The organism is Bacillus sp. AFS040349, assembly GCF_002577655.1.
Taxonomy (GTDB): domain Bacteria; phylum Bacillota; class Bacilli; order Bacillales; family Bacillaceae; genus Metabacillus.
The window spans coordinates 1-23989 of sequence record NZ_NUMC01000009.1 but is presented as its reverse complement, the minus strand read 5'-3'; the positions used below and the strand labels follow the sequence as shown (position 1 = coordinate 23989).

The 23989-nt window shown below is 34.8% G+C and carries 26 protein-coding genes, 1 tRNA gene, 3 pseudogenes and 1 riboswitch; of the genes and pseudogenes, 10 read left to right on the top strand and 20 right to left on the bottom strand.

All coding sequences use genetic code 11. The features are described from left to right. Positions 1-87 precede the first annotated feature (87 nt). The gene (locus COD11_RS26635) at positions 88-255 is read left to right on the top strand and encodes a hypothetical protein (RefSeq protein ID WP_176550946.1); all 168 of its coding nucleotides are present in this window, start codon (positions 88-90) and stop codon (positions 253-255) included. 61 nt (positions 256-316) lie between these two features. On the opposite strand, the gene COD11_RS02345 is transcribed toward COD11_RS26635, so the two are convergent. The 3 genes from COD11_RS02345 to COD11_RS02335 all read right to left on the bottom strand — a co-directional run bounded on the left by COD11_RS02345 (position 317) and on the right by COD11_RS02335 (position 3102). Then, positions 317-1183: a PhzF family phenazine biosynthesis protein gene (locus COD11_RS02345; RefSeq protein WP_098795150.1), complete on the bottom strand. Its 867-nt coding sequence runs from the start codon at positions 1181-1183 to the stop codon at positions 317-319. Further along, positions 1180-2217 (bottom strand): M42 family metallopeptidase, encoded by a 1038-nt coding sequence (locus tag COD11_RS02340; RefSeq protein ID WP_098795149.1) that lies wholly within the window; start codon positions 2215-2217, stop codon positions 1180-1182. Before COD11_RS02340 ends, COD11_RS02345 begins: the two co-directional genes overlap by 4 nt. A gap of 84 nt (positions 2218-2301) precedes the next feature. Next, on the bottom strand, positions 2302-3102 hold the full coding sequence (locus tag COD11_RS02335; RefSeq protein ID WP_098795148.1) for a tyrosine-protein phosphatase: 801 nt from the start codon (positions 3100-3102) through the stop codon (positions 2302-2304). A gap of 158 nt (positions 3103-3260) precedes the next feature. Here COD11_RS02335 and COD11_RS02330 point away from each other — a divergent pair, with 158 nt between their 5' ends. Beyond that, positions 3261-3479, top strand: coding sequence for a hypothetical protein (locus COD11_RS02330; RefSeq protein ID WP_098795147.1), 219 nt, complete (start codon positions 3261-3263; stop codon positions 3477-3479). A 153-nt stretch (positions 3480-3632) separates the two neighbouring features. Here COD11_RS02330 and COD11_RS28115 read toward each other — a convergent pair. The 4 genes and pseudogenes from COD11_RS28115 to COD11_RS02310 form a co-directional block, all read right to left on the bottom strand. After that, positions 3633-3704: pseudogene (locus COD11_RS28115) on the bottom strand (YjcZ family sporulation protein); the annotation flags it as partial. A gap of 131 nt (positions 3705-3835) precedes the next feature. Continuing rightward, positions 3836-3940, bottom strand: a complete 105-nt coding sequence (locus COD11_RS02320; RefSeq protein ID WP_098795145.1) for a YjcZ family sporulation protein — start codon at positions 3938-3940, stop codon at positions 3836-3838. Between the two features lie 167 nt (positions 3941-4107). Continuing rightward, a pseudogene (locus tag COD11_RS28110) lies at positions 4108-4179 on the bottom strand (YjcZ family sporulation protein); the annotation flags it as partial. Between the two features lie 137 nt (positions 4180-4316). Continuing rightward, the gene (locus tag COD11_RS02310) at positions 4317-4421 is read right to left on the bottom strand and encodes a YjcZ family sporulation protein (RefSeq protein ID WP_098795143.1); all 105 of its coding nucleotides are present in this window, start codon (positions 4419-4421) and stop codon (positions 4317-4319) included. 207 nt (positions 4422-4628) lie between these two features. Here COD11_RS02310 and COD11_RS02305 point away from each other — a divergent pair, with 207 nt between their 5' ends. Continuing rightward, positions 4629-5234, top strand: coding sequence for a copper resistance CopC family protein (locus tag COD11_RS02305; protein ID WP_098795142.1), 606 nt, complete (start codon positions 4629-4631; stop codon positions 5232-5234). 3 nt (positions 5235-5237) lie between these two features. Then, the gene (locus tag COD11_RS02300) at positions 5238-6320 is read left to right on the top strand and encodes a copper resistance D family protein (protein WP_098795141.1); all 1083 of its coding nucleotides are present in this window, start codon (positions 5238-5240) and stop codon (positions 6318-6320) included. 59 nt (positions 6321-6379) lie between these two features. Here COD11_RS02300 and COD11_RS02295 read toward each other — a convergent pair. Beyond that, positions 6380-7674, bottom strand: a pseudogene (locus COD11_RS02295) (ammonium transporter). A gap of 3 nt (positions 7675-7677) precedes the next feature. Continuing rightward, positions 7678-8055 carry a P-II family nitrogen regulator gene (locus COD11_RS02290; protein WP_098795151.1) on the bottom strand — a complete coding sequence of 126 codons (378 nt, stop codon included), beginning with the start codon at positions 8053-8055 and terminating at the stop codon, positions 7678-7680. A 209-nt stretch (positions 8056-8264) separates the two neighbouring features. Here COD11_RS02290 and COD11_RS02285 point away from each other — a divergent pair, with 209 nt between their 5' ends. Further along, positions 8265-8426 (top strand): DUF1540 domain-containing protein, encoded by a 162-nt coding sequence (locus COD11_RS02285; protein WP_098795140.1) that lies wholly within the window; start codon positions 8265-8267, stop codon positions 8424-8426. Between the two features lie 133 nt (positions 8427-8559). Here the strand turns inward: COD11_RS02285 and COD11_RS02280 are convergent, their stop codons facing one another. The 4 genes from COD11_RS02280 to proC all read right to left on the bottom strand — a co-directional run bounded on the left by COD11_RS02280 (position 8560) and on the right by proC (position 12428). Further along, complete coding sequence (locus COD11_RS02280; protein WP_098795139.1) at positions 8560-8898, bottom strand: antibiotic biosynthesis monooxygenase; 339 nt, start codon at positions 8896-8898, stop codon at positions 8560-8562. A gap of 189 nt (positions 8899-9087) precedes the next feature. Next, entirely contained in the window at positions 9088-10350 is a 1263-nt protein-coding gene (locus tag COD11_RS02275) for a glutamate-5-semialdehyde dehydrogenase (protein WP_098795138.1), read from the bottom strand. Positions 10351-10364: 14 nt separating this feature from the next. Next, positions 10365-11495 carry a glutamate 5-kinase gene (gene proB, locus COD11_RS02270; RefSeq protein ID WP_098795137.1) on the bottom strand — a complete coding sequence of 377 codons (1131 nt, stop codon included), beginning with the start codon at positions 11493-11495 and terminating at the stop codon, positions 10365-10367. Positions 11496-11579: 84 nt separating this feature from the next. Beyond that, positions 11580-12428: a pyrroline-5-carboxylate reductase gene (proC, locus tag COD11_RS02265; protein WP_098795136.1), complete on the bottom strand. Its 849-nt coding sequence runs from the start codon at positions 12426-12428 to the stop codon at positions 11580-11582. Positions 12429-12814: 386 nt separating this feature from the next. Between proC and COD11_RS02260 the strand changes: the two genes are divergently transcribed. Together COD11_RS02260 and COD11_RS02255 are read left to right on the top strand one after the other, a co-directional pair. After that, on the top strand, positions 12815-13567 hold the full coding sequence (locus tag COD11_RS02260) for a SurA N-terminal domain-containing protein (protein ID WP_098795135.1): 753 nt from the start codon (positions 12815-12817) through the stop codon (positions 13565-13567). Positions 13568-13652: 85 nt separating this feature from the next. Next, positions 13653-13738 (top strand) — tRNA-OTHER (locus COD11_RS02255). A gap of 122 nt (positions 13739-13860) precedes the next feature. Here COD11_RS02255 and COD11_RS02250 read toward each other — a convergent pair. The 7 genes from COD11_RS02250 to COD11_RS02220 all read right to left on the bottom strand — a co-directional run bounded on the left by COD11_RS02250 (position 13861) and on the right by COD11_RS02220 (position 20424). Then, a complete protein-coding gene (locus COD11_RS02250) occupies positions 13861-14871 on the bottom strand; it encodes an ABC transporter substrate-binding protein (RefSeq protein ID WP_098795134.1) in 1011 nt (336 codons plus the stop codon). Beyond that, positions 14868-15620 (bottom strand): ABC transporter permease, encoded by a 753-nt coding sequence (locus COD11_RS02245; protein ID WP_098795133.1) that lies wholly within the window; start codon positions 15618-15620, stop codon positions 14868-14870. The genes COD11_RS02250 and COD11_RS02245 overlap by 4 nt, the downstream gene beginning before the upstream one ends. Further along, on the bottom strand, positions 15617-16387 hold the full coding sequence (locus COD11_RS02240; protein WP_098795132.1) for an ABC transporter ATP-binding protein: 771 nt from the start codon (positions 16385-16387) through the stop codon (positions 15617-15619). The genes COD11_RS02245 and COD11_RS02240 overlap by 4 nt, the downstream gene beginning before the upstream one ends. After that, positions 16380-17054, bottom strand: a complete 675-nt coding sequence (gene tenA, locus COD11_RS02235; protein ID WP_098795131.1) for a thiaminase II — start codon at positions 17052-17054, stop codon at positions 16380-16382. Before tenA ends, COD11_RS02240 begins: the two co-directional genes overlap by 8 nt. A 38-nt stretch (positions 17055-17092) precedes the next feature. Then, positions 17093-18385, bottom strand: a complete 1293-nt coding sequence (locus COD11_RS02230; RefSeq protein ID WP_098795130.1) for an acetylornithine deacetylase — start codon at positions 18383-18385, stop codon at positions 17093-17095. A gap of 139 nt (positions 18386-18524) precedes the next feature. Then, positions 18525-18625, bottom strand: a riboswitch (TPP riboswitch). Between the two features lie 92 nt (positions 18626-18717). Next, positions 18718-19692 carry a bile acid:sodium symporter family protein gene (locus COD11_RS02225; RefSeq protein ID WP_098795129.1) on the bottom strand — a complete coding sequence of 325 codons (975 nt, stop codon included), beginning with the start codon at positions 19690-19692 and terminating at the stop codon, positions 18718-18720. A 207-nt stretch (positions 19693-19899) separates the two neighbouring features. After that, a complete protein-coding gene (locus COD11_RS02220; protein ID WP_098795128.1) occupies positions 19900-20424 on the bottom strand; it encodes a CBO0543 family protein in 525 nt (174 codons plus the stop codon). Between the two features lie 163 nt (positions 20425-20587). Between COD11_RS02220 and COD11_RS02215 the strand changes: the two genes are divergently transcribed. The 3 genes from COD11_RS02215 to COD11_RS02205 all read left to right on the top strand — a co-directional run bounded on the left by COD11_RS02215 (position 20588) and on the right by COD11_RS02205 (position 23870). Beyond that, the gene (locus COD11_RS02215) at positions 20588-21433 is read left to right on the top strand and encodes a hypothetical protein (RefSeq protein WP_098795127.1); all 846 of its coding nucleotides are present in this window, start codon (positions 20588-20590) and stop codon (positions 21431-21433) included. Positions 21434-21441: 8 nt separating this feature from the next. Beyond that, the gene (locus tag COD11_RS02210) at positions 21442-22344 is read left to right on the top strand and encodes a VanW family protein (RefSeq protein WP_098795126.1); all 903 of its coding nucleotides are present in this window, start codon (positions 21442-21444) and stop codon (positions 22342-22344) included. Between the two features lie 368 nt (positions 22345-22712). Next, complete coding sequence (locus tag COD11_RS02205) at positions 22713-23870, top strand: ROK family transcriptional regulator (protein WP_098795125.1); 1158 nt, start codon at positions 22713-22715, stop codon at positions 23868-23870. Positions 23871-23989: the final 119 nt, after the last annotated feature.

Sequence of the window (23989 nt, the reverse complement as noted above, 5' to 3'; positions counted from 1 at the left end):
CTTTTGAGTCACCCTCTTTTATTTTTACAAGAATCTTCGTTATAATTGTGATGAAAGCACGCTAAATTAAAGGAGATAGTATATAGCATGAGATCCCCGAGGGTACTTTTCATAGGCTCTATTTTAACAGATATCGTACTAATCATTTACCTTCTAACGTTAATCGATGAAATCGGATTAGGTTTTGTCATTTTGTTATCTGCTCTACTGCTGGGCGGAACATTTATCACCTATAAATTTATGTCTAAGATATAAAGGTGATTTACTAAGAGTTCTCTTTCAGTTTAGGAAAAGAACTCTTTTAATTTAATAAAATCTAAAACCATTCACCTTTTGCGACCTTAACTACATTACCTCCAACATTTATAGTATAGTTTCCTTCTCTTTCTTCTGCCCGAATATATAGCAAGGATTCTCTTTGAATCTCGTATCCTTGCTCAACTTTTATATCTAGTGTGTTTGTTTGAAAATATTGATGTTTTAGCAAGTATCCTGCCAAGCAACCGTTGGCACTTCCTGTTGCAGGATCTTCGGGTATACCGAAAACATCAACAAACACCCTTGCATTAATATGATGTTCTTTATGATAAGTTTCTTTACTGAATACTAAAATGGCTTTCGCTCTAGTATTTTCGGTTAATTCGAGTAGTTTTTCTTGATTAATCCTTGCTTTTTTCACTTCAGCTAACCCTTTTAAAGGAACAATAATAAAGGGGAGACCAGTTGAAACATCCTCAATTGGATACTTTTCATCAAAATCCTCTACATCTAAATTAAGTACATCACTCAATTGTTCATATGTAAATGTTTGACCAAAGCTCGGCTCATTTTGTTTCATCCAAAGTATTTCAGATGTATCAAAAGAAACAGGGATATCTCCGACTTTTAATTTTAGTACAACCTGTTGTTCTAATTCTTCCATAATCTCATTGCGAATAATGTATGAAGTTCCCAACGTTGGATGTCCTGCAAACGGCACTTCTTCATTAGGTGTAAAAATTCTTACACGGTAACCTCCATCTACCTTTTCATCAGTTTCAATAAACGTTGTCTCTGAGAAATTAGTTTCTCTCGCAATTTTCTGCATTTCCTCACTAGATAAATCTCCTACATTCCGAAAAACAGCCAACTGATTTCCCTTATATTTTTCTTCAGCAAAAACATCAACAACATAATAGATCATGCTAACGTCAACTCCGATTGAACATAATGATAAAGCAAGCTTTTAGTATGCTCCAATGAGGAAGTATGTGTTCGTTCAAACGCATGTGAAGCATCAATGCCAGGCCCGATTAATCCATGAATAATATCATGCCCTGATCGTATCGCAGCAGAAGCATCCGATCCATAATATGGATAAATATCAACTTTATATTTAATATTATTTTGTTTTGCTAACTCAATTAGTTTTCTTCGTAGACCTAAATGATAAGGTCCACTTGAATCCTTTGCACAGATTGAAACTGTAAATTCATCTGTTTCTTGGCCGTCCCCAATTGCACCCATATCTACAGCTAAGTATTCAACTGTTTCACTGGCTATATTTGAATTACCCCCGTACCCGATTTCTTCATTATTTGAAATCAGGAAATGAGTTGTATATGGAAGTTCAATAGGATCTATTACTATGCTTTTAATTAGTTGTAATAATATCGCAACACTTGCTTTGTCATCTAAATGACGAGACTTAATAAATCCACTTGGTGTTACTTCAACTCTTGGATAAAATGAAATAAAATCACCAACCTCAATTCCAAGATCTTTTACATCGTCTGCATTATGTACTTTTTCATCAATTCTTACTTCGATATTTTTTTGGTTTCTCTCTAGCTTACCGGCATCTTTATATACATGGACAGATGTTTGATGCATAAGAATTGTACCAGTATAGGTTTTCCCACCGGCGGTTTCAATCTGACAGTATTCACCTTCTATAGAGTTATAGTTAAAGCCCCCTATTAAATCAATCATTAATCTGCCATTAGATTTAATGTTCTTTACAATTGCACCTAAAGTGTCTACATGAGCCGTTAACATCCTATGTCGATCATCATTTTTTCCAGGTATAGTAACAAGTAAGCCCCCTTTGTGATTTCGTTTCATATTTACATTTAAAGGCTTTAAATACTCCTCTACAAACGAAATGACTTTTTCTGTATTCCCTGATGGGCTTGGTATTTCAACCAATTTTTTAATTAACTGTATTGTTTCATCCATCGTTTTTTCCTCCTTTTTATGAATATCAGTCATAAATATGATTGTAACTTAGATAAAATACAAATAAAACTCGCAGTTGCGAGTTCACAAAGAAGTTTTATTCGATTTATCCAATAAGAATCCCCTTAACTTGTTTAAGGAGTTTTTATCTATTCCACACCCTTTGATAAAGTAGTTTTCCACTGTTCCAAATTCCTTCAAAATTTCCTGTAAAACATCTTCTAAATAATCACGACTTACAATTAATAATGGTTTTATTTGCTGTGAAGAAACACGATATAAGCTCATCATTCGAATAAAGTTTTCTAGTTTTTTCATTCTTGGTCCAACCAATGCATTTGACACTAAATAATGGTCGATTACTTTTTCATATGGAACGTTTAAATAAAGCTGTATAAGTGCAGTTATTACACCAGTACGATCTTTGCCTCCGGTACAATGAATTAAGCATGGAGCTTTGTTATAATTAGCAATTAAAGTGATGACCTCTTTTATCTCTTGTCTTCGTTCTATGATCATACATCGATAAAAATCCTTAATCATTTCTTCAAAATCCAGATTCTTAGATCCTTTAACTAATAACTGGAAAAACTCCATATGGGAAAGGTCTTGACTTTCATGATAAATAGGGACATGCTTTAATTCAATTCCCCAGCTTTCAGGAAATTCATAAAGTTTAGATTTTCGTTCGTTGGATGTACGTAAGTCACAAATTAGTTTAAATTGATACTGACTAAATGTATCTAAGTCCTTCTTAGTCAATCGCGAAATATCATCAGACCGAAATAAGACTCCCGATTTAACAATATTTCCATCCTCTGTTTCTATTCCCCCAACATCTCTAAAATTATATAATTTTTCAAATGGTATAGTTGCATTCTGCATTTCATTTATACTCCTTCAACCTCTTACTAGAAAACTTCTCCACTCTTTATATTAATTCCTTTATTTGTTAAAGAAAATAATTATTTCCTGGATAATTATTTATAAATTGGGAAACTTAACTTTAGTTTTTTAACGTTTTTACATAGGAGGAAGGAAACATGGATTTACATAACAATATGGAATTTGAGTTAAGCGGAAATTTTATTCCAAACATTAGCAACTCTGACAAATTAAAAATTATTGAAATTTCTAGTGACAGTGTTGTTATCCAAATGAACAACTCAAAAAGAAGAGGAATTTTCCCTCTGGACAGTTTCCAGTATTGGATTAAAAGAAGGTCGCTTATATATATCGAGCAGGAGAAAAAAACATCATAAAGAACAAACAACGTTTTAAAGGATTCTTTTTTTAGTAAATTTGTTAAAGAGTTTTGGGTTTTCCGGAGAACCCATTACCTGGTGTAAAGTTTCATTATGTAGAATATACATAAAAGAGGATCTGACTAACTCAGACCCTCTATCTTAGGTATCTTATAACCAAGCAGCACCAACGATGATTAGTAAGATAAATAGTACAACGATTAACGCGAAGCCTCTACCTGCACCGTAGCCATAACCTGCTCCTCCGCATCCTGCACCATAACCGCCAAATCCTGCTCCATAGCCAAATCCGTAACCCATTCTAAATTCCTCCTTCTAAATATTTATTGAAATGATTCATTTCTTCTCATTTTTTAGTAACCAATGTAGGCAGAGCCTACAATTATTAGCAAGATGAATAACACAACGATTAACGCAAAGCCACCACCGTAGCCATAGCCTGGAGTTGCACCACTCATTAACAACACCTCCCTTTCGTTGTAATACTACTGTATGTATCTAGGAAGTTGTCTGTAAGGGCATCCGCACAGTTTCCCAAAAAAAGATAAAAAATTTTATGTTAAACAAAGTTAAAAATACAAGAAAAAGAGGGCCTGAATAAATTCGGCCCTCTGCCTTACCTATCTTATAACCAAGCAGCACCAACGATGATTAGCAGAATAAACAATACAACGATTAACGCGAAACCTCTACCTGCACCGTAGCCATAACCTGCTCCACCGTATCCTGCACCATAACCGCCAAATCCTGCGCCATAGCCATAACCGAATCCGTAACCCATTCTAAATTCCTCCTTTAAATTATTTATAGAAACGATTTTTAACTAATCAATTTTTAGTAACCAACGTAAGCAGAACCTACAATTATTAGTAGGATAAATAACACAACGATTAACGCAAAGCCACCACCGTGGCCATAGCCTGGAGTTGCACCACTCATTAACAACACCTCCCTTTCGTTGTACTATTACAATATGTATCTGGGGACTTGTCTGTAAAGGCACCCGCACAGTTCCCTAAAAAAACTTTTACAAAATACCTTCATAACGTTTTTTGTTTGCTAATTTGTCAGAAATGGTTTATGAATGAAGAATACATTCAATGCTAAAATGAGTAACAGAAATAAATTAATAAAGGATGTTTTGATATGAAGAAAATAATGCTAACAATACTAAGCTTATTATTAATTTTTCCTTTAGCAGTTTCAGCACATACAACTGTTAAAACTTCAACTCCTACTGGGGGTGAGGAAATCACTAAAGAACTTACAGAGCTTTTTATTGAATTTGCAGGAGAGATTGAAGACCAAAGTACGATGACCTTAACAAAGGAAACTAAAGAGCAATCCTTTGATACAGTAACAGTTCAGGGAAGTAAGCTAATTGGGACATTTAATCGTCCACTTACAAATGGAAACTATGTGTTATCTTGGCAGATTGCAGCAAAAGATGGTCACATCCTTACAGGAGAAATTCCCTTTACTGTGAATCTCCCAGCTACAGAAGAAGAAAATACGACAAATAAAGAATCAGGTACACTCATTGATAAGGAAGCGGAAGCACCATCTAATGAAGAGTCAAATCAAAATGACAAAGAAGAAACAACATCTGTTGAAGAAGAGCAAACTTCACCACAACCTGAAACAAATGCTAAAGAAGCAACAACTAATTCTTCTTTTGTTACTATTATAATTACGATCTTAATCCTTTTATTAATTGGTGGGGTATGGATCTTATTTCGTAAAAAGAGGTAAATGATGAGTCAACTAATACCAGTAACTGAATATGTTTCGTATATGCTTTTTTCTTTTTTAGTCGGACATGTTGTATTACAATTTGTACCACAAACACATAAACCTATTATTACCGTTAAAAAACAAAGCTTACTATTAGCTGTGTTAGGAATTATTATTTTAACTTTTCTGCCTGTATTACAAGTTATTTTATTTTTTTCTCCTGAAGGGTTAATAAGCTTAACTTCTTATTCGATCTTAACGGAGTTTCAGGTCGGCATTGCTTGGTTGTACGGAAGCTTCTTTGCAGTATTATTATGGATGACTATCTATGTTGAAGGCTCTAAATATATTCAAGCCCTTTTCTTGCTACTAATGATCTTCTCAGTAGGTTATGCTAGCCATTCTTCAACACTTAACCTTTGGCCTGGTTTATTTTCACATGCTATTCATTTTTTAGTGATTACAATGTGGGTTGGAGTGCTATTACATGTTGGATGGCTTTCTAAAGATGATAAAAATTGGCGTTTGTTTTTAAAATGGTTTACCCCTTTATCCATAATCTTGTTTTTAACAGTAACGATCACAGGCATTTTCCTTATGTTTTTTGTTGTTGAACCAAGAGATTATGTTAATTCATGGGTAATCACATATGGACAGGTGTTACTAGTAAAGCATTTAAGCATTATTCCTATTCTTGCTTTTGCCTTAATAAATGGATTTTTAGCTAGAAAGGTCAAAGCAAACGATCAATTTAACCCTATAAAATGGGTACAAGCAGAAACAATTATTTTAATGGTTGTATTTTTCATCACAGGTGTTTTAGGAACATTGCCACCACCACACCAAGTAAATGCGACACTCATTCAAGAAGGACCAGCACCGTGGATAGAGTTCTTGCTTGGCCAAAACATTACGGCACCTTTTATCGTTCAACTTTCCCTTCATTTAGATGCTGTCTTATTACTTATAATTGGAGTCCTATTTATTGGGTTGCTTATTATTAGCTTTTATAAAAAGATCTCTCCAATTCTTGCCGTAGGTTTTGGAATAGCCTTTATAATTTCTACCTATCTAGGTCTAATGTTTTCGATTGTTATTAAGTAAGAAATTTCGGCGCACAAATATAAAGAGGCGAACCATTTTGCTTTCGGTTCGCCTTTTTATCATCCTACAATTTTCTTTTGATCTGTTCTTGCAACAGTAATACCTGTCGTTTCTTCAAAATTATATAAACTTGTTGGTAAGTCTGTAAAACGTTCTAATTCATTGTAAGCAGGGATTCCGTGGTAAGACATGTCTAATCCTTCCTCTTCTTCCTCTTGTGTAGCACGCAAACCAACAGTTGCCTCTGATATTTTTGCAATTGCCGCACCACCTACTAATCCCCAAGCCGCTACAACAACTGCACCTAATAGCTGAACTCCTAATAGTGAAACTTGGCCTGTTGTAAATAACCCGGCAGTTGTATCAAACAAACCAACAGCTATTGTACCAAATAAACCATTAAAACCGTGTACCGCAACTGCTCCAACTGGATCATCAATCTTGAGATTATCGATTAGTAATGTTGCATAAATAACAATAACACCACTAATTGCCCCGATGATAATTGCACTCCAATGGTTCACAAATGCACAGCCAGCTGTAATAGCAACTAATCCAGATAGTACTCCGTTAATCGTCATACTCGGGTCAGCTTTTCCAAACTTATTCATTGTTAAAAGTAAAGTAACTGTCCCACCGCTTGCCCCAGCTAACATTGTATTAATTGCAATAGAGGCTAAAGAGGTATTGGAAGCATCTAAAGTACTACCACTATTAAAAGCAAACCAACCGAACCATAAAATAAATGCGCCACTTGATGCTAACGGAATATTACTTGGTGCAAATACGTTGACACTTCCATCAGAATTAAATCTTCCTTTTCTTGGACCTAAAATCTTGGCCATTGCCAATGCAGCAAAGCCTCCAACTGCGTGAATGGCAGCTGATCCTGCAAAGTCCTTCATTCCAAGCTGCGCTAACCAGCCTTCACCATTCCAAATCCAATGGCCAGACAATGGGTAAATGATTAATGTAATAAGTGCTGCTGTTACTATAAATTCATTCGTTCGGCTACTGCACCCGAAATGATCGAAATACAAGCAACAGCAAAGCCCATTTGAAATAGTACAAACGCTTCACTCGGTAATTCTATTCCTAAAGAAATTTTCTCAGGACTTCCAAATAAACTTGTGCCTATAAACCCAAAAGCACTATCTCCGAACATAATAGCAAATCCAAAAACCCAGAACGCTAAAGCCCCAATTGTTAAGTCAACAAAGATTTTCATGGTAACATTTACAGCATTTTTAGTACGAACTAAACCAGCCTCTAATAAGCTAAATCCACCTTCCATGAACAAAACCATTGCTGCCGCTATAACAATCCAAACGGTATTTAAATGAATAAGCTCCATTGATTATATTCCCTCCTTTGTGGGAAACTCTCTTATTGTCAAATCATCAATTGACACATCCGGTTCGCCAGTGCGAATATTATAAGCTTCTAGAATAGGATATACATAGATTTTGCCATCACCATCTTCACCTGTTTGAGCAGATGAAATGATTGTTTTTATGGTTGGTTCTACCATATGATCAGATAATATAATCTCAAGTTTAATTTTCGGATGCAACGTCACATTATAATTTTTCCCTCGATAAACACCCTTTGTATCTCTTTGCTTCCCTCTTCCTACAACTTGAGAAACTGTAAATCCAGTAATTCCAATATTCTTTAGTCCCTTTATTGTTTCAGTAATTTTTTGCGGTCTTATAATTGCTTCAATCTTTTTCATCATCATCACCCTAATCACCTGTTAGATTATCTAACATTGTATGTTAATGATTATAACACCGATAAAAAAAGAGTCAATACTTTAAAAAATAAAAGTTTTCAGATAAGTTCACTACTTCTGTGCTATCTCTAAAAATCAAAATACACCTCTGCTACTGAATAGGATAGGTCAAACTTGTTTATCCTAACAATTAAGGAGGTGTTTTAATAATGGCACTAGACGTATTATGTGAAGTAAGCAGCTGTGTTCATAACATCCAAAATGAAAACAAATGTGGTGCATCTCAAATTTATGTAGTCAATCATAAAGAAAAGAATGCATCAAGTAGTGGAGAAACTGATTGTAAAACATTTGAACCAACTGATCTTTAATATGTATGAAGAGGCAACCATTACCGTGGTTGTCTCTTTTCATTACTATTATTGAAAATAATTATCATTATTATTCATTAATGATAAAAAAACTTTACCAACAATAAAAAAAGCCAACATCATAAGATATTGACTAACTTTCTATATTTTCTTTAGCTTTTGCTTCTTTAACGTATACTACGTTATATAAGCCGCCTTCTGAGTTTACAATGTACTCTGGCTTTGGTTTACCTCTATTTGCTTTATGACCGGCGATATGTGCTTCACTTTTTTCCCACTGCTTCCAATATTCTTCTGATTTCCAACGAATTTGAACCATTACCTCTTCTTCACCGCGTCTTACCTTTTTCACCATTACTGTCGCATCAATAAAACCCTCTTGCTCTTCAATAATACCAGGCTTACTAAACCGATCAACAACTTGAGTCGAACTTCCCTCTGTTACTGTCACTTTTTTCACTTGAACAAACATGTATTCATCTCCAATCAGTTTTTTATTTATTGTACTACAAATATTATAATCGATAATGATTATCATTGTCTATTATAAAGTATATTTTTCTAATAGAAGATTGAAAAGAGTAAAGGTAAAGAGAACTTAAATACCCTTGCCGGAAACAAAATAGAAGTGACCGATTTACGGTCACTTCTTTATTTTTACTTATCTTGTTTGCCCATTGCCTGACATCATAAATTTTACTGTTGTTAAAGCCGGTAAGCCCATTGGTCCTCGCGCATGAAGCTTTTGAGTGGAAATACCAATCTCAGCACCAAAGCCCAGAGCTCCACCGTCAGTAAAGCGAGTAGATGCATTATGATATAGAGCTGAAGCATCTACTAAGCTCATAAATGTCTTGGCTGTTTCTTTGTTTTCAGTTACAATCGCCTCTGAATGCTTTGTACCGTATGCTTCAATGTGATCTATTGCTTCTTCGACATTACTAACTGTTTTAACAGCTAAGTCTAAGCTTAAATATTCATTCGCCCAGTCTTCTTCGTTGGCAAGAACTGAGTTCGGAATATAGGATAAAGCTGTTTCATCACCATGAACAGTAATTCCATTTTCCTGCAAAGTTTTCACGAGTACATCTCGATTCTTTTCTAGCCAACACTCATGAATAATAGCTGTCTCTAACGCGTTACATACAGCTGGACGGTCCGTTTTTGCATTAACAAGAATGTTTAATGCTTTTTCAACATCTGCTTCAACATCAATATATAAGTGGCAGTTTCCGACACCTGTTTCAAGTACTGGAACAGTGGCATTATTTACAACTGCATTTATTAGTGAACCTCCACCCCTTGGAATTAACACATCGATATGTTCTTTCATAGTGAACAGTTGCTGTGTTGCTTCACGGTCTGTGCTGGCAATAAATTGTACAGCTTCTTGTGGGATCTTTGTTTCTTTTAATGCCTCATGCATAACCTGCACGATTGCTTTGTTTGATGATAAAGCAGATGATCCGCCTTTTAATACGATTGCATTTCCTGATTTAAGAGCAAGACCTGTTGCATCGACTGTTACATTTGGTCGTGCTTCATAGATCATTCCGATAACACCTAATGGCACAGTTACCTTTTCTACTAATAACCCATTATCAAGAGTCCAATTAGAAAGAATCTTTCCTGTTGGATCTTCTAACACTGCTACTTGACGCAAGCCTTCTGCAAAATCATAGATACGTTCCTTCGAAAGAGCAAGTCGGTCCATATATGCTGCATCATAGCCTTTTTCACGGCCTGCTTTTAGGTCACGCTCATTCGCTTCAAGAATAACCTGTGTGTTTTTATCTAATGTATCAGCTAAAATGTGTAATGCTTCATTTTTTTCTTCAGTTGATAATAAACTTAATATTTTTGCGGCTTTTTTTGCTGCAATTGCTTGTGATTCGACATTTGGTTGTTCTTTTGTTACAGACATCTAATTCCTCCTTTTTATACTCCTACAGGCAACGACAATTCAAGTTCACATACTAGATCATCAAAATGGACAACCTCTTGCTTTTTAGCACCTTCATCTGAAGCCTTAGCTATCTTTTCTAACTCTTCATTTGAATAGTTCACAACACCTAAACCAATTCTTTCTCCTTCATGATCAAGAATTCGAATAACTGCACCCTTTTCAAACTGCCCTTCCACTTTTTCAATGTCTGATGAATAGATGCTGTGTTTATGATCAACAATGGAAGTTCTTACGTTTTGATTAATTGTTACTTCACCCTCAGGACCGGAATGAAAAGCAATCCATTGTTTTTTCTGATTTAAGTTAACAGTTTCATTTGTTACTTCGAAATAGGTTCCTTTTGCTTCTCCGCGAACAGCATCGCCAAGAATATTTGGAATCGTCGCTTTTCCTAAGAAGGTCGAAATACCAGAGGCCATTGCAATCTTCACGGCATCTATCTTCGATCTCATACCACCTGTTCCTACGTTGCTACCTGATTCACCGGCTCCCTCTTCGATTTCAGGGGTAATTTCATATACTTTCTCAAGTAATTTTGCTTCTTCATTTTTTCGAGGATCTGAATCGTATAAACCATCTATATCAGATAAAATCATTAATTGATCAGCTTCTACTAAGCCGGCAACTTTTGCTGATAACGTATCATTATCACCAAACTTCAAGCGATCAACTGTTACGGTATCATTTTCATTAACAATTGGAATAATGCCACGTTCTAATAAAACATTTAGTGTATTTCGTACATTGTTGTAGCGTTTTTCATCCGAAAAATCACTTCGTGTAATTAAGATTTGTGATGCCACATACCCGTGTGATAGAAAGATCTCTGAATATGCCTCAATTAATAATCCTTGCCCAATTGAAGCAGCAGCTTGCTTTTCAGGTAAAGATGTTGGACGGTCAATACAACCTAGCTTACGATAGCCTGCTGCAACAGCACCTGAAGAAACAAAGACAATTTCATGTCCTTCGTCCTTTAGTAAGGCAATTTCATCAGCTAATTTCTCTAGTTTACGTCGACTAATTTCCCCGTGTCGACTTGTTAAAGAACTGCTTCCTACTTTTATTACAACCCGTTTTTTTTCGTTGTCTAGGGTCGTCATGATATCACTCCTGAGTCGTATTTATCTCTCTCAAATTCTTTGTTTCTCTCTATTAGTCTTTCATTTTCGTAAACAAAATCTCATTTATTTTGATAAGCTAACTAGTAAACTCTCTTGAATCTGTTCACTAATTTCTTTTGAACGTTTTGCTGCATGCTCAACTGCCTTCGCAATGGCTTTACCCCCACCATTTTCATCCAACGCGTTTAATCCAGCTGCTGTTGTACCGTTTGGTGAAGTAACTTTTTCTCTTAGTACAGTAGGCGTGTAATCTTGCTCTTGAACCATTTTGGCTGCACCAACAATCGTTTGAGCAATGATTTCTCTTGTTGTTTCCAAGTCAAAGCCTGCTTGTGATCCTTGCTTTTCCATATGCTCCATCAAATAATAGAAATAAGCTGGGCCGCTTCCTGCTAGACCAGTAAAGATATCCATATCTTTTTCTTCTATTGTATAAACTTCACCGATGCAACCTAATAAATCTTGAGTTAGTCGAACATTGTTTTCTGATGTTTCATGACCTGGGGATATGGCAGTAGCTGACTCACCGATCGCACTTGACGTATTCGGCATTACTCGAACTACTTGCTGGCCATTATGAAGGTTTTTTTCAAGATATGTTGTTGTAATTCCAGCTAGAACTGATAATATGAGTTGATTTGGTTTGATATGATCTTTAATACCCTTTAATGCTGTATCAACATCTTTTGGCTTCATTGCCAATATAAAGACATCTATTTGGTCAAACGGTAAATCTTTAAGTTTGATTCCTTTGATACCATAATTTTCGTTTAGTGCAGATAACCGTTCTTCATTGGAACGATTTGTCGCAATGATATTTTCTGTTGGAAATTCAGATTTGACTAATCCTGATATCATAGCTTCTGCCATCGAACCTGCGCCTAAAAATGCAACTGTCTTATCGTGTAGCATCTCATCTCTCCAATATCGTTCGTATTTTTGTTCGTATTTTTAACTCACGATTTAATACTAACATGATGATTTTCATAATCAAGGTCTTAGAGAAATGTTGTGAGTATTTCTTCCAATTAGTTAGTGTAAGCGTTACCATCTTCAGGTAATTTCTCTTAAAAGCTTCTCAGACGTCTCTAACGCTTCTTATCCGTTTATTTAAGGATTGATTTTAAGTTATTATTCAAAATTTTTATGATATTCACCTATCTTTTAAAATGTGTAACTTTTCATTAAAAATTTGTTATGGTTTATATGTAAACCTTTTATTTTTTCTTTAGTTGTTATACAATTCCAATTATGTACATAAGATATGTCCTTCTATAGGAACGAAAGGGGTATACAAAATGAAAAAATATTTATTAACAGCTTTAATCGGGTTGCTTTCACTCTCTCTTGTAGCGTGCAATAACGACGAAGAAAAAGCTAGTGAAGACACTAAAACGTCTGAAGAAGCAACTAAAGAAACAGCTGATGTGGATGCTGAGGAAATGCAAAAAAAGCTTGACGCACAAAAAGTGGAAAAAGAAAAGGTCGTTGCTATTGTAAATGGAGAGGAAATTAAAGGAAATCAATATAATGACGCCTTAAGTATTTCTCAAATGCAATTTTCACAATTAGGACAAGACTTAACAACAGATGATATGGCAAAGCAAATTAAAGACTATACGCTTGAAAGTCTTGTTGGACAAACATTATTACTACAAGAAATCGACAATAAAGGCTATGAAGCTTCAGAAGAAGATATTAACAAACAGTTAGAAACTTTAAAATCTAGCTATAAAACAGAAGAAGAGTTTGAGGAAGCTTTAAAAACGAATAACTTAACCTTGGACAAGCTAAAAGAACAGATTGCTGATACGGTAAAATATGATCAATTTGTAAAAAATGATTTGAAGGTAGAAGAAGTAAAAGATGAAGAAATAAAAGAATATTATGATTCAATGGTAAGTTCGGCTGGTGAATCTGAAGATACTCCAAAATATGAGGATGTAAAAGATACTTTAAAAGCTAATCTTGAACAACAAAAAACACAAGAAAAAGTAGCTACAAAAGTGGAAGAACTTCGTAAAGCAGCTGACGTTGAATTAAAAATTTAATTGCTAAGAGATGTGAATCCCACATCTCTTTTTTATTTATTTTATTTGGTGTTATAAAATGAATTATTATGAACATAATATAATTGGACTTGTAGCTCAAGTGGTTAGAGCAGTCAACAGTTTTGTCGTAAATTGTTGTACATCTTGTGGGTTCAAATCCCACCAAGTCCTTTTTCAGTTACACTAGGGGTTATGGTAAAACAGCTTTCTTGGATTCTCTCTTATGATGTGTTTAAAACACTATATTATAAAAGCGTACTCCTCAATAAACTAAGGAGTACGCCATTATAAAGTTACTCTTTAATATTCACAAATATATCTTCAGCCTCAGGTTCTGTAGTAATTAAACCTGCTTCCTTCATCCAGCTTATTGTGCTTTCCCATTGCTCTTGGTCCTGACTTCCAAATCCATTCTCAGATTTCATCAGTGGCAATAATATTTCTAAGCTTTCTGTTTCCACTTCTTTTACTAAAGGAAAGTTTGCTTCATCTTGATTATTTAGAAGAATTTCTAAAGCTTCTTCAGAATGTTCTGCTGTAAATTCATAGCCTTTTGTAGCAGCACGCCAAAAGGCTGCAATACTTTCTTGTTCTTCTTCCCATGTTTTATCACTTGTTACTGCAACTAACTCATAATAACTAGGAACTCCATATTCTGTCGGGTTAATATTTCGTGTGTTGTGTCCCTCATAAGCTAATACAGGTACTTCATGGTTTATATATGCCCCAATAACAGCATCTACTTTTTCACTAACAATAGAAGAGCCTAATTCAAAGCCAACATCTATCATTTCAACATTTTCAGGGTTTCCACCATCAGCTTTAACCATAGACTGAATTAATGATTCATTTAGCGGAATACCAGGAAATCCGACTGTTTTTCCTTCAAAATCCTTTGGAGATTGAATGTCACTTTCTTCCATAAAAATAACTCTGTTTAATGGTGAACGGACAATAGCACCAACTGATTTTATCTTAACATCTTGATTGGCACGAGCAATAATAACATCTGGTTGATACGATATGCCAAGCGTGATTTTCCCTGCAGCTGCCAAGTTGATCGGATCTGTTGGATTAGCAGGAAATTGAATATCAACATTTAATCCTTCGTCTTCAAAGTATCCTTTTTCCTTTGCAATATATAAAAAGCTATGTACAGCATTAGGATACCAATCAAGCATAATACTAACATCCTTTAGATCTTTCGTTTCTTCATTTGCTTCTGTTGATGTGCTGTTGTTAGTACCACAAGCTGTAATTAATCCAAATACTAAACATAGGCACATTAATAATAACTTCTTCATTCTGTTTTCCTCCATTTTAATGTTTTTTTCTCTAATGAACTTACGATGACAAATAATAATATACCAACTGCAGATAATATGATAATTGGTGCAAAAACCCCTGCTCCATCAAACTGAGTCATCATTCTTCTGCTAAAATACCCCAACCCAGCTTGAGCACCGATCCATTCGCCAATTGCAGCACCGATTACGCTTAGCGTTACAGCCACTTTCAATCCAGAGAAAAAATAAGATGCACTTCCAGGTACTTGCAGTTTAAAGAAAATGTCTTTTTTTGTTGCTCCCATAGTTCGCAAAAGATCTTTATATTCCTTAGTTGTTGCACGAAGGCCATCATACGTATTTACTGTTATTGGAAAAAAGGTGATAAGCACAGTTACAACAACTTTACTCCAAATCGTATAGCCGAACCATAAAACAAAAATCGGTGCCAATGCGATAATTGGAATTGTTTGTGACGATATCATAAGAGGATAGAAGGTTTTTTCTACTGTTTTATTTATGTTCATCCATACAGCTAGCCCCACCCCAAATAAAATAGAAAGGGAGAGTCCAATCAAGATAATAAGAAATGTAGCAGGTAAGTGTTCTAAAAACAAAGGTACTCTTAATTCCCATATCTTTAAAACAACATCAGTTGGTGTTGGCAGAATGAATCCCATATTCAAAAGCCTTGCACCAATTTCCCAAACAACGAGAAGTAAAATAGTTAACGTACTGGATGCACCATATTTTTTAAAAATACTCATGTTTTCATCCTCGTTCGTAAGTCTTCAAGCAACTCATCTTTTAAAGAGATTACCTCTGGCCGGTTTAAATCTTTTAAGATTCTAGGGCGTTCTAGTGGAACTATAATTTCTTTCAAGGTCGTTACAGGAGTTTCTGTAAATAGAAGAATACGATCAGATAAAAACAATGCCTCATTAACATCATGAGTTATGAAAACAATTGTTTCTTTTCTTTTTTGCCATTGTGAGAGTAGCCATTCCTGTAACGATAATCTAGTGATAGCATCTAAAGCACTAAACGGTTCATCCAGAAGGAGAATATTTGACCCGCTTAATATTGTTCTTAAAAACGAGACCCTCTGCCGCATTCCTCCAGATAATTCACCAGGATAGCAATCCTCTACACCTTTCAACCCAAACTCTTCTAATAATTCACTAACCTTTTGAAGAGACAGGTGTTTTTTTACTCCTTTTATCTCTAATGGAAGTAATGCATTTTCAATAATTGTGCGCCAAGGCAAAAGTAAATCCTGCTGAGGCATATACCCTACTTGCCCAAGTCGATTTATGGCTAGTTGATTCTTCAGGAAAATTTCTCCCTCTGAAGGCTGCTCCAACCCTGTTATTAGCTTAAATAATGTACTTTTTCCTGAACCACTTGGTCCAATAATGCTTATAAATTCTCCTTCACGAATATGTAGATTCATATTTTTCAAGATAGGTTCTCCACTAGGGTGCTCCCTATATTGAAAGGTTATATTTTTAAATTCAAGAATTGATTTATCCATTTGTTGGCCACATCATTTCGTGGTAGGCCATTTCCCAAAACATGTACTCGAATCTAGTTGTATTTAGAAAGATTTCTTCTAATTTCACTAATTCTGATTCTGGTTTACCATCTGAGAGTTCATCAATTAACTCAATACACCATGTAGCTAGTTGACCAAATTCATCAGATGAATACATCGAAATCCATTCTCCATAAAATTCATGTTCGCTTGCACCATCTATTTTCTTTAAATCTTTACCAATTTCCCAATAACTCCACATACATGGAAGTAAAGCAGATACCAATTCGGCAAGTGTTCCATTTTGACTAACATGAAGCATGTAGTGAGTATAGGCTAGAGTTGTTGGAGAAGGTTTAGCTTCTTCAAGCTCATCTACAGTAATCTTGAATTTTTTGGCATATTGTCGATGTAGCTCCATCTCTTCATTTAAAGTAGAATTCAGTAATGCTGCAAATTTACCCATTGTGTTTAAATCTGTAGCTTTCACAGCACCTAGGGCAAATACTTTTGCATATTCAATCAAATACAAATAATCCTGTATCATGTAAAACCGAAATTTATCTTTTTCAAGAGTTCCATTCCCCATTCCCTTAACGAATGGATGATTATGATTACTTTCCCAGATCGGTAGAACCTTTTCGTACAGCCTTTGACTAAATTTCATTTATTTTCCCCTACTTTCTATTATTTAAAGTGTAATAACTAATCAACAGTTTGGTCACTCTTCTTTGAATGACACCATTTATAGATGAAAGCTAAAATGACCTTTGTGTACTCGACAAGTTCTTGAATGGATAGTTGTTCGTTTACTGCATGTGCATGTTGTAATTTTCCAGGTCCATATATGACGGTTGGAATTCCTGCGTCTCCTAACCATCCTCCGTCGGTTACGGTTGGTGAAACATCAACCATAGCTTGTGTTGATAAAAGCTGTTCATGGGTTGAGGCTAAACCTTTCACCCCAGGATGATTTTGATCTATCTCTAATGACGGAAAAATCTCGCCCCGATCAACGATCATTGATTTTCCTCCCCATTCAAATGTTGGAGGATTCTCTCTTAGCCAAGGATCTGCATGAGCAACATGGAGAATATGCTCTTCAATTTCTTTTATAATTTGCTCATGTGTTTCATTTGGATAATAATGAACAGTAATCCATAAACGGCATTCATCAGCAATAAATGCAGCATGTCTTCCTCCTTCAATTACTGCTGGATTTATTGTATTTGTACCAGGAGGATATCCAGGATAGCTTTTCGAAATTGCCCAATGCCTTTCAAGGTCTTGTAATCCATGAATAATATTTGTCATTTTTTCGATAGCACTGGCAGCAAAAAGTTTTCCGCCGGCATGTATCATTTGCCTTCTCGTTGCGTCATGATACGTTTTGTCACTCTTTACAGTGATCCAACCAGTAATAACGCCCCCTTGCCCTTGAATATGTAAATCACTTGTATCCACCACAACAGCAAAATCTGCTTTATATCCTTTTTTACAACATTCAAGAGTCCCAGCTTCCCCAACTTCTTCACCTATCACAGATTGTAAAATCAAATCACCAGGAAGGGTAATACCATGTTCGTGTATTAACTGAATAGCAAATAATGCACCAGCTAATCCACCCTTCATATCAGCTGCACCACGCCCAATAATCACACCATCTTTCACAACAGGGATAAACGGATCAACATCCCATTTTTCATCCTCACTAACTTCGGCCACATCTATATGACCGTTAATAATCAAGCTGTTATATAGATCGGGTTCCTTCCCTTTTAACACACCAACAACATTAGGATCGTTTGGATACACATCCCACAGATCAATGGTAAAACCTTTCTCTTCTAAAAACTCTGCAATAAATTGTTGTGCTTCATTTGTATTTCTAGCAGGTGGTGCAGGTGTTTTATATTCAATTAATCTTTTTAATAAGGAAACCAAATCCTCCTTGCGTTCATCAACGATATTAATTAACCGTTCTATTGGAATAGACAATGTTTTTCCCTCCTTTTTTAAAAATGCAGTAAAATAAAAAAACCACTTCTTTTTTAAGAAAAGAAGTGGTTTGAATCGAATAATGGTATAAAAATTAGTTATACTGCTACTAATTATAGCCAAATTTCGTTAAAGTCTATTTATTCAAACACCTCTTCCCTCCGCTAGTATTATCTAGATCAGGTAATAAGGGTCAAGGCGCACTGCCTCTCTCAGCTTAAAGCTCCCCTAGTGGTGAAAATCTATCGTATATGAAATTAGTAATTCACATTATTTTTAACACACTCAGAAATATTTGGCAACATCTTCTTTTTAAAATACACGAGAATAATTTATTGTGAAGCAGGGATATTACCCTCAAAATGTTGTTTTTGTTTCTGATCAAAAAGATTAAATATAAGACCAAAGATTGATGCAAGCACTTGCTGAAACAACATTCCCAAAACTACAGGTACAGCTACAGCCGGAGGAAAATATTGAACCGCAATTACAGCTCCTGCACTTATATTCCGCATTCCACCGGTAAACATCATGACTACTTTTGTTTCGCGGTCTCTTTTTAACAGAATTGACAGCATCCATGCTAAGAAATATCCAAAAGAAGCAAGTGTAAAAACAACAATAGCAATCATAACCAATTTTAAACTGAACTGCTTTAGATAGGGAGAAATAACAGCTCCATTCATCATAACAACGCAAGCAAGAGCAAGTTTTGAAAACGGCGCAAGATTTTTCCCTGCTTTAACACTTTTCCCTTTTGTCACAAAATTTGTAAACATTCCTAAAATAGACGGAATAACAACCATAAATAACAACCCATACATAATATCCATTGTATTTATTTGAATTTTTTGACCAACTAGAAAAGATAAAGTAAACGGAACAAGAAACGGCGACAATATTGTGTCAAACAAGATAATAGATAATGCTAAGCCTATACTCCCCTTATAGATTGTTACCCAAATAAAACTTGTAATCCCAGTTGGAATAACGCTTGCTAGCACTAATCCGGTCATTGTTAAATGATCATCCACAAAAAATGCGTGTCCTACTGTCCAAGCTAGAAGTGGCATAATAAAATGCAACAGCATTAAAGTCATAAATAAAGGCAGTGGTTTTTTTAATGCTCCTGTTAAAGAAGTAAAAGTGGAGTTAAGGCTACCTGAAAAAGTCATAAACGCAAATAGCCACGGAATTAAAAATGTAAGGGGTAAAAGATTTTCAGCCAGCATCACCCCTATAATTACGCTTATTGGCGTGATGATTGGCATCCATTTTTCCAGCTGCCGATTAACTGTTTGAAGCATGAATCATTCTCCTAATCTATTCTGATAAAAACTATGTATATGACATTGTAACAGAATTAAGAAGAATGAGTATCAGAAAATATTTAATTAAGTAAACTAATTCCTCTATATTTTTCTACTACCTCTTGTATATAATAATCCTGATGAGGAACAAAAAATCTTGTTTCTTTAAAAATGAAATAAAGATCCTGAACCCATTTTCTTGTTTTAACGAAAAACTGATGACGGTACACCAAAAACCGTCCATAAAAACAAAATAAAAACAAAGGAAAGGATCCATGTTATTAATGGACGATAATGATGCAATGCTAATAGAGAAAACATAGCACAATTGAACAATACCGACCACCATTCATTCCATCCATTATAATGATTTATTCCTCCAAAAGAATGTGTTAAAAGCTCATTTGCTGTATAAATTAAAATCCAAATCCCAATATACATAAAGCGTTTCAAGCGCTCAATAGGAAAATTCCCTAAATACAAAAGAATTGTACATGGATATTTGATAAACATGATAAATAAAGAGATATGAGTGCCTGTAATTCCCAATTTTTCATCAAAAGGAATCGGATTAAACTTCCATAATGGAAAATAATCATAAAATAAAAAATGATATAACAAGTCACCAATGATAAAAAATAAGATAGTTGGATAATATTTTCTCCAATTTTTCCAATCTCCCCACTTCCATGCAGCAAATATATACAGAAACCCATAAACAAAATTCATTATACTTCTCCAATATTTTCTTTTTTTACGTATAACTCTCCGTTTCATTTATTCTGTTTCATTTCTTTACAATTGATACCTTATATTCCCATTTATATATAGCTATGATATAAAGTTTTTTACACAAAATAAGTGAAACAAGATTAATTTGGAGTGACTTTTTATGAAAAAAACATTGTTACTTGTTTTTCTTTTTATTTGCCTTTCCCAAAAACAAGCATTAGCGGCAAATGATCAACCACGTCCCCACATTAGTTTTCAACCAGTGTTGCTAAGTTGGGATGTAGTAAATGAAATTATTCCAAGAAAATCATCTTTTGCTGTTATTGATATTGATAGTGGGCAAAGCTTTAAAGTTCAAAGAAGAGCTGGAAGTGGTCATGCAGATGTACAACCCTTAACGAAAGATGATACTAAAATTATGAAGAAAATTTATAACGGAAAATGGAGTTGGCGAAGACGAGCCGTTTTTATTCTCATAGACGATCAGTTAATTCCCGCATCAATGCATGGGATGCCACACGGAGCGGGGGCAATTCAAAATGGATTTCCCGGACATTTTTGCATTCATTTCTCTGGTAGTACAACACATCGCACCCGAAAATTCGACCTTTCTCATCATGTTATGATCTTAAAAGCTGCTGGAAAATTCGATGACTATACAGCATCACTTTCAGCAGAAGAAATACTAAATATCTTTCTTATTACAGCCAAAAATCATGACAAGGAATTAATGGAAGGAATAAGCATTTCAAATATGAATAAAAATGATGGCTCTTACAATGTCCTCAACAATATTGAAGGGATGAAATGGACAATAAAAAAGAGTCAAGAAGACCATGACTTTCCTTTAGTATCGACCTTTCCTGTTGAAACGAAAATATACCTAGATGAAGTTGGTCCTGTTAAAATAACGCAAACCTTCACCTTAATAAGAACTTCACTCTTTTCTCCATGGAAAGTAATGAGAGATCCATTCGTAACTGAGTTAGCAGAAAATGGGAGGTGAGTTTTTCTATGAAATATCTATTAGCCATTTTTATGATAATGATCCAGCCTTCTGTTCAATCTGAAAACTTATCTGTAACATTTGAAGGGAAAGAAATAACATCTCTTCATCGTTCAGAGCTTGCCCTACCATCTTTTGAAGGAGAATTTATTAACCAAGAAAAATTAGATGAATTTACTGCTTCTTTAGAATCAATTGTTTATGAACCACCTACTAATGCATACTTAGATGATCATGGTCAAATAAAGAGTGAAAAAATGGGGCATAAACTCGATCAAGTAAAATGGAAATCAATTGTTTATGCTACATATTTACAAAAAGGCTCAACCTCTATTGAAGTGCCTGTCAAAACGGTCTATCCAAAGGTTGACAGTGAACTTCTAGCATCTATTAAAGCAAAATTAATTAGTCATTACGTAACTTATTTTAATAGTAGAAACATGGAACGGTCACATAATATTAAGTTAGCATCTGAAGCAATTAATAACCATGTCGTTTTTCCTGGAGAGACTTTTTCATTTAATGCGGTTGTTGGTAAACGAACCATTGAAAAAGGCTATTTGCCTGCTCCGGTAATTGTAAGAGGAGAACTCTCAGAATGGATTGGTGAAGGTATTTGTCAAGTCTCTTCAACATTGTTTAATGCAGTTGATCAAGCCGGAGTAAAAATTATTGAACGATACTCGCATAGTCGTATAGTCCCTTATGTTCCTTCAAAACGCGATGCTACTGTCAGCTGGTATGGACCTGATTTTACATTTGAGAACGAACATAATCAACCGTTACTTATTCAATCTAAAGTGTACGGGGGACAACTAGTGATTAAAATTTATTCCTCAGAAACATTAGAAATTAAGCAACAAAATATCCAAAGTGCTCCAAATCAACTACCAAAAGAGGAAAGATTATAATAGTGATTCAAATAAAGGAATAAAGATCTGTTTACAAATTAGAATTCTGATCTTTATTCCTTATGCATTTCAACTAAATAGAATAAAAATGAATAAAAGTTCTTTGTTCATGTTATAATCCTGTTTAAGTGACCCTTACTATATAAACCTCTTATTCTATTACATATGTGTTTGCAAAGATATGTATTGAAAATATACTTGCTGCATATTTCCTTGATCGTATAAAAAAACTTTAACTTATAACTTACCAGAACCTATAAATAAGGAAACTAGTTTATGATATGAAGGTGAAAAAGTTCGTCTGTTTATTAAACTAAGTTTGTATTATAATTATATTTATCCGAAAACTTTGGAAATAGGTGAAAAAATTGAGTCAACTTACATGGAATCAACAAATTGTGAAGAAAAATAACACCTTGCTTGTTTTTCAAACAATAACAAATGAAGAGCCCATTTCTAGGGCCGATATTGCTCAACAAACAGGTTTAAATAAAGCAACTGTTTCTTCTCTTGTTAATGAGCTATTAACTAAGAATTTAGTCTATGAATCAGGACCAGGAGAATCTAGCGGAGGAAGAAGACCTGTACTTCTTCATTACAATGTGAATGCTGGATATTCTATTGGCATAGATTTGGGTGTTAATTATATCTTGGGGGTTGTAACAGATCTAAAAGGAAAGATACTATTAGAAAAAACAGTAAAAGTAAATGAACACACTTTCATAGAAGTCACAGAACAAATTAAACAGGTAATCCATTCTTTAATAAAAGAACTCCCTAAAACACCTTACGGAATCATAGGAATCGGCTTAGGCATACCTGGAATTGTTGATAAACAAGGTGAAATACGAGTTGCTCCAAATCTCGGTTGGAAAAACAGCGATATAAAAACCCTCTTAGAAGAAGAATTTCAGATTCCTGTTATCGTCGAGAACGAAGCGAATGCTGGAGCATATGGAGAAAAGCAATTTGGAGTTGGTCAGGATTATAAGAATATTGTTTATGTAAGCGCAGGAATTGGAATTGGTGTTGGACTTATATTAAATAATGAGCTGTATCAAGGTCTTCATGGTTTCTCTGGCGAAATGGGACATATGGTCATCAATATGAATGGAATCCCTTGTAGCTGTGGAAGTAAAGGATGTTGGGAAGCTTATGCATCTGAACACGCTCTTTTAAAGAGTGCAGGCTCTGATTCGACCCTTGAATCATTAATAGACAAAGCACAAAACCAAGATGAAAAAGCAATCGCGCTTTTTAAAGAAACAGGCCAATATATAGGATACGGAATCAACAATATTATAAACACATTTAACCCCGAACAAATTATTATAGGAAATCGTTTAGCAATGGCCCAAACATGGATAAAGCAATCCATGTTGGATATTATTTATTCACATTCACTTTCTTTTCAACAGCAAGACCTACAAATTAGTTTTTCTAAGCATTCAACCCATTCGGCAGCTTTAGGTGTAGCAGCCATTACAACCGAGAGCTTTATACAACGGGAATTACAGGATTATTAAATCTTTTCAAGTTATTTTCCTAAATAGTTAAAACGTCAAGAAAACCAATTCATAGAATCGGTTCAGACTATAGACAAAAGTCAAAACCACCCGTGAGAATGAACTGCACCCCAATTGTT

Coding starts and splice junctions, on each gene's coding strand:
- COD11_RS26635 (WP_176550946.1), top strand. CDS start 88: ATGAGATCCCCGAGGGTACTTTTCATAGGCTCTATTTTAACAGATATC.
- COD11_RS02345 (WP_098795150.1), bottom strand. CDS start 1,183: ATGATCTATTATGTTGTTGATGTTTTTGCTGAAGAAAAATATAAGGGA.
- COD11_RS02340 (WP_098795149.1), bottom strand. CDS start 2,217: ATGGATGAAACAATACAGTTAATTAAAAAATTGGTTGAAATACCAAGC.
- COD11_RS02335 (WP_098795148.1), bottom strand. CDS start 3,102: ATGCAGAATGCAACTATACCATTTGAAAAATTATATAATTTTAGAGAT.
- COD11_RS02330 (WP_098795147.1), top strand. CDS start 3,261: ATGGATTTACATAACAATATGGAATTTGAGTTAAGCGGAAATTTTATT.
- COD11_RS02320 (WP_098795145.1), bottom strand. CDS start 3,940: ATGAGTGGTGCAACTCCAGGCTATGGCTACGGTGGTGGCTTTGCGTTA.
- COD11_RS02310 (WP_098795143.1), bottom strand. CDS start 4,421: ATGAGTGGTGCAACTCCAGGCTATGGCCACGGTGGTGGCTTTGCGTTA.
- COD11_RS02305 (WP_098795142.1), top strand. CDS start 4,629: ATGAAGAAAATAATGCTAACAATACTAAGCTTATTATTAATTTTTCCT.
- COD11_RS02300 (WP_098795141.1), top strand. CDS start 5,238: ATGAGTCAACTAATACCAGTAACTGAATATGTTTCGTATATGCTTTTT.
- COD11_RS02290 (WP_098795151.1), bottom strand. CDS start 8,055: ATGAAAAAGATTGAAGCAATTATAAGACCGCAAAAAATTACTGAAACA.
- COD11_RS02285 (WP_098795140.1), top strand. CDS start 8,265: ATGGCACTAGACGTATTATGTGAAGTAAGCAGCTGTGTTCATAACATC.
- COD11_RS02280 (WP_098795139.1), bottom strand. CDS start 8,898: ATGTTTGTTCAAGTGAAAAAAGTGACAGTAACAGAGGGAAGTTCGACT.
- COD11_RS02275 (WP_098795138.1), bottom strand. CDS start 10,350: ATGTCTGTAACAAAAGAACAACCAAATGTCGAATCACAAGCAATTGCA.
- proB (WP_098795137.1), bottom strand. CDS start 11,495: ATGACGACCCTAGACAACGAAAAAAAACGGGTTGTAATAAAAGTAGGA.
- proC (WP_098795136.1), bottom strand. CDS start 12,428: ATGCTACACGATAAGACAGTTGCATTTTTAGGCGCAGGTTCGATGGCA.
- COD11_RS02260 (WP_098795135.1), top strand. CDS start 12,815: ATGAAAAAATATTTATTAACAGCTTTAATCGGGTTGCTTTCACTCTCT.
- COD11_RS02250 (WP_098795134.1), bottom strand. CDS start 14,871: ATGAAGAAGTTATTATTAATGTGCCTATGTTTAGTATTTGGATTAATT.
- COD11_RS02245 (WP_098795133.1), bottom strand. CDS start 15,620: ATGAGTATTTTTAAAAAATATGGTGCATCCAGTACGTTAACTATTTTA.
- COD11_RS02240 (WP_098795132.1), bottom strand. CDS start 16,387: ATGGATAAATCAATTCTTGAATTTAAAAATATAACCTTTCAATATAGG.
- tenA (WP_098795131.1), bottom strand. CDS start 17,054: ATGAAATTTAGTCAAAGGCTGTACGAAAAGGTTCTACCGATCTGGGAA.
- COD11_RS02225 (WP_098795129.1), bottom strand. CDS start 19,692: ATGCTTCAAACAGTTAATCGGCAGCTGGAAAAATGGATGCCAATCATC.
- COD11_RS02220 (WP_098795128.1), bottom strand. CDS start 20,424: ATGAATTTTGTTTATGGGTTTCTGTATATATTTGCTGCATGGAAGTGG.
- COD11_RS02215 (WP_098795127.1), top strand. CDS start 20,588: ATGAAAAAAACATTGTTACTTGTTTTTCTTTTTATTTGCCTTTCCCAA.
- COD11_RS02210 (WP_098795126.1), top strand. CDS start 21,442: ATGAAATATCTATTAGCCATTTTTATGATAATGATCCAGCCTTCTGTT.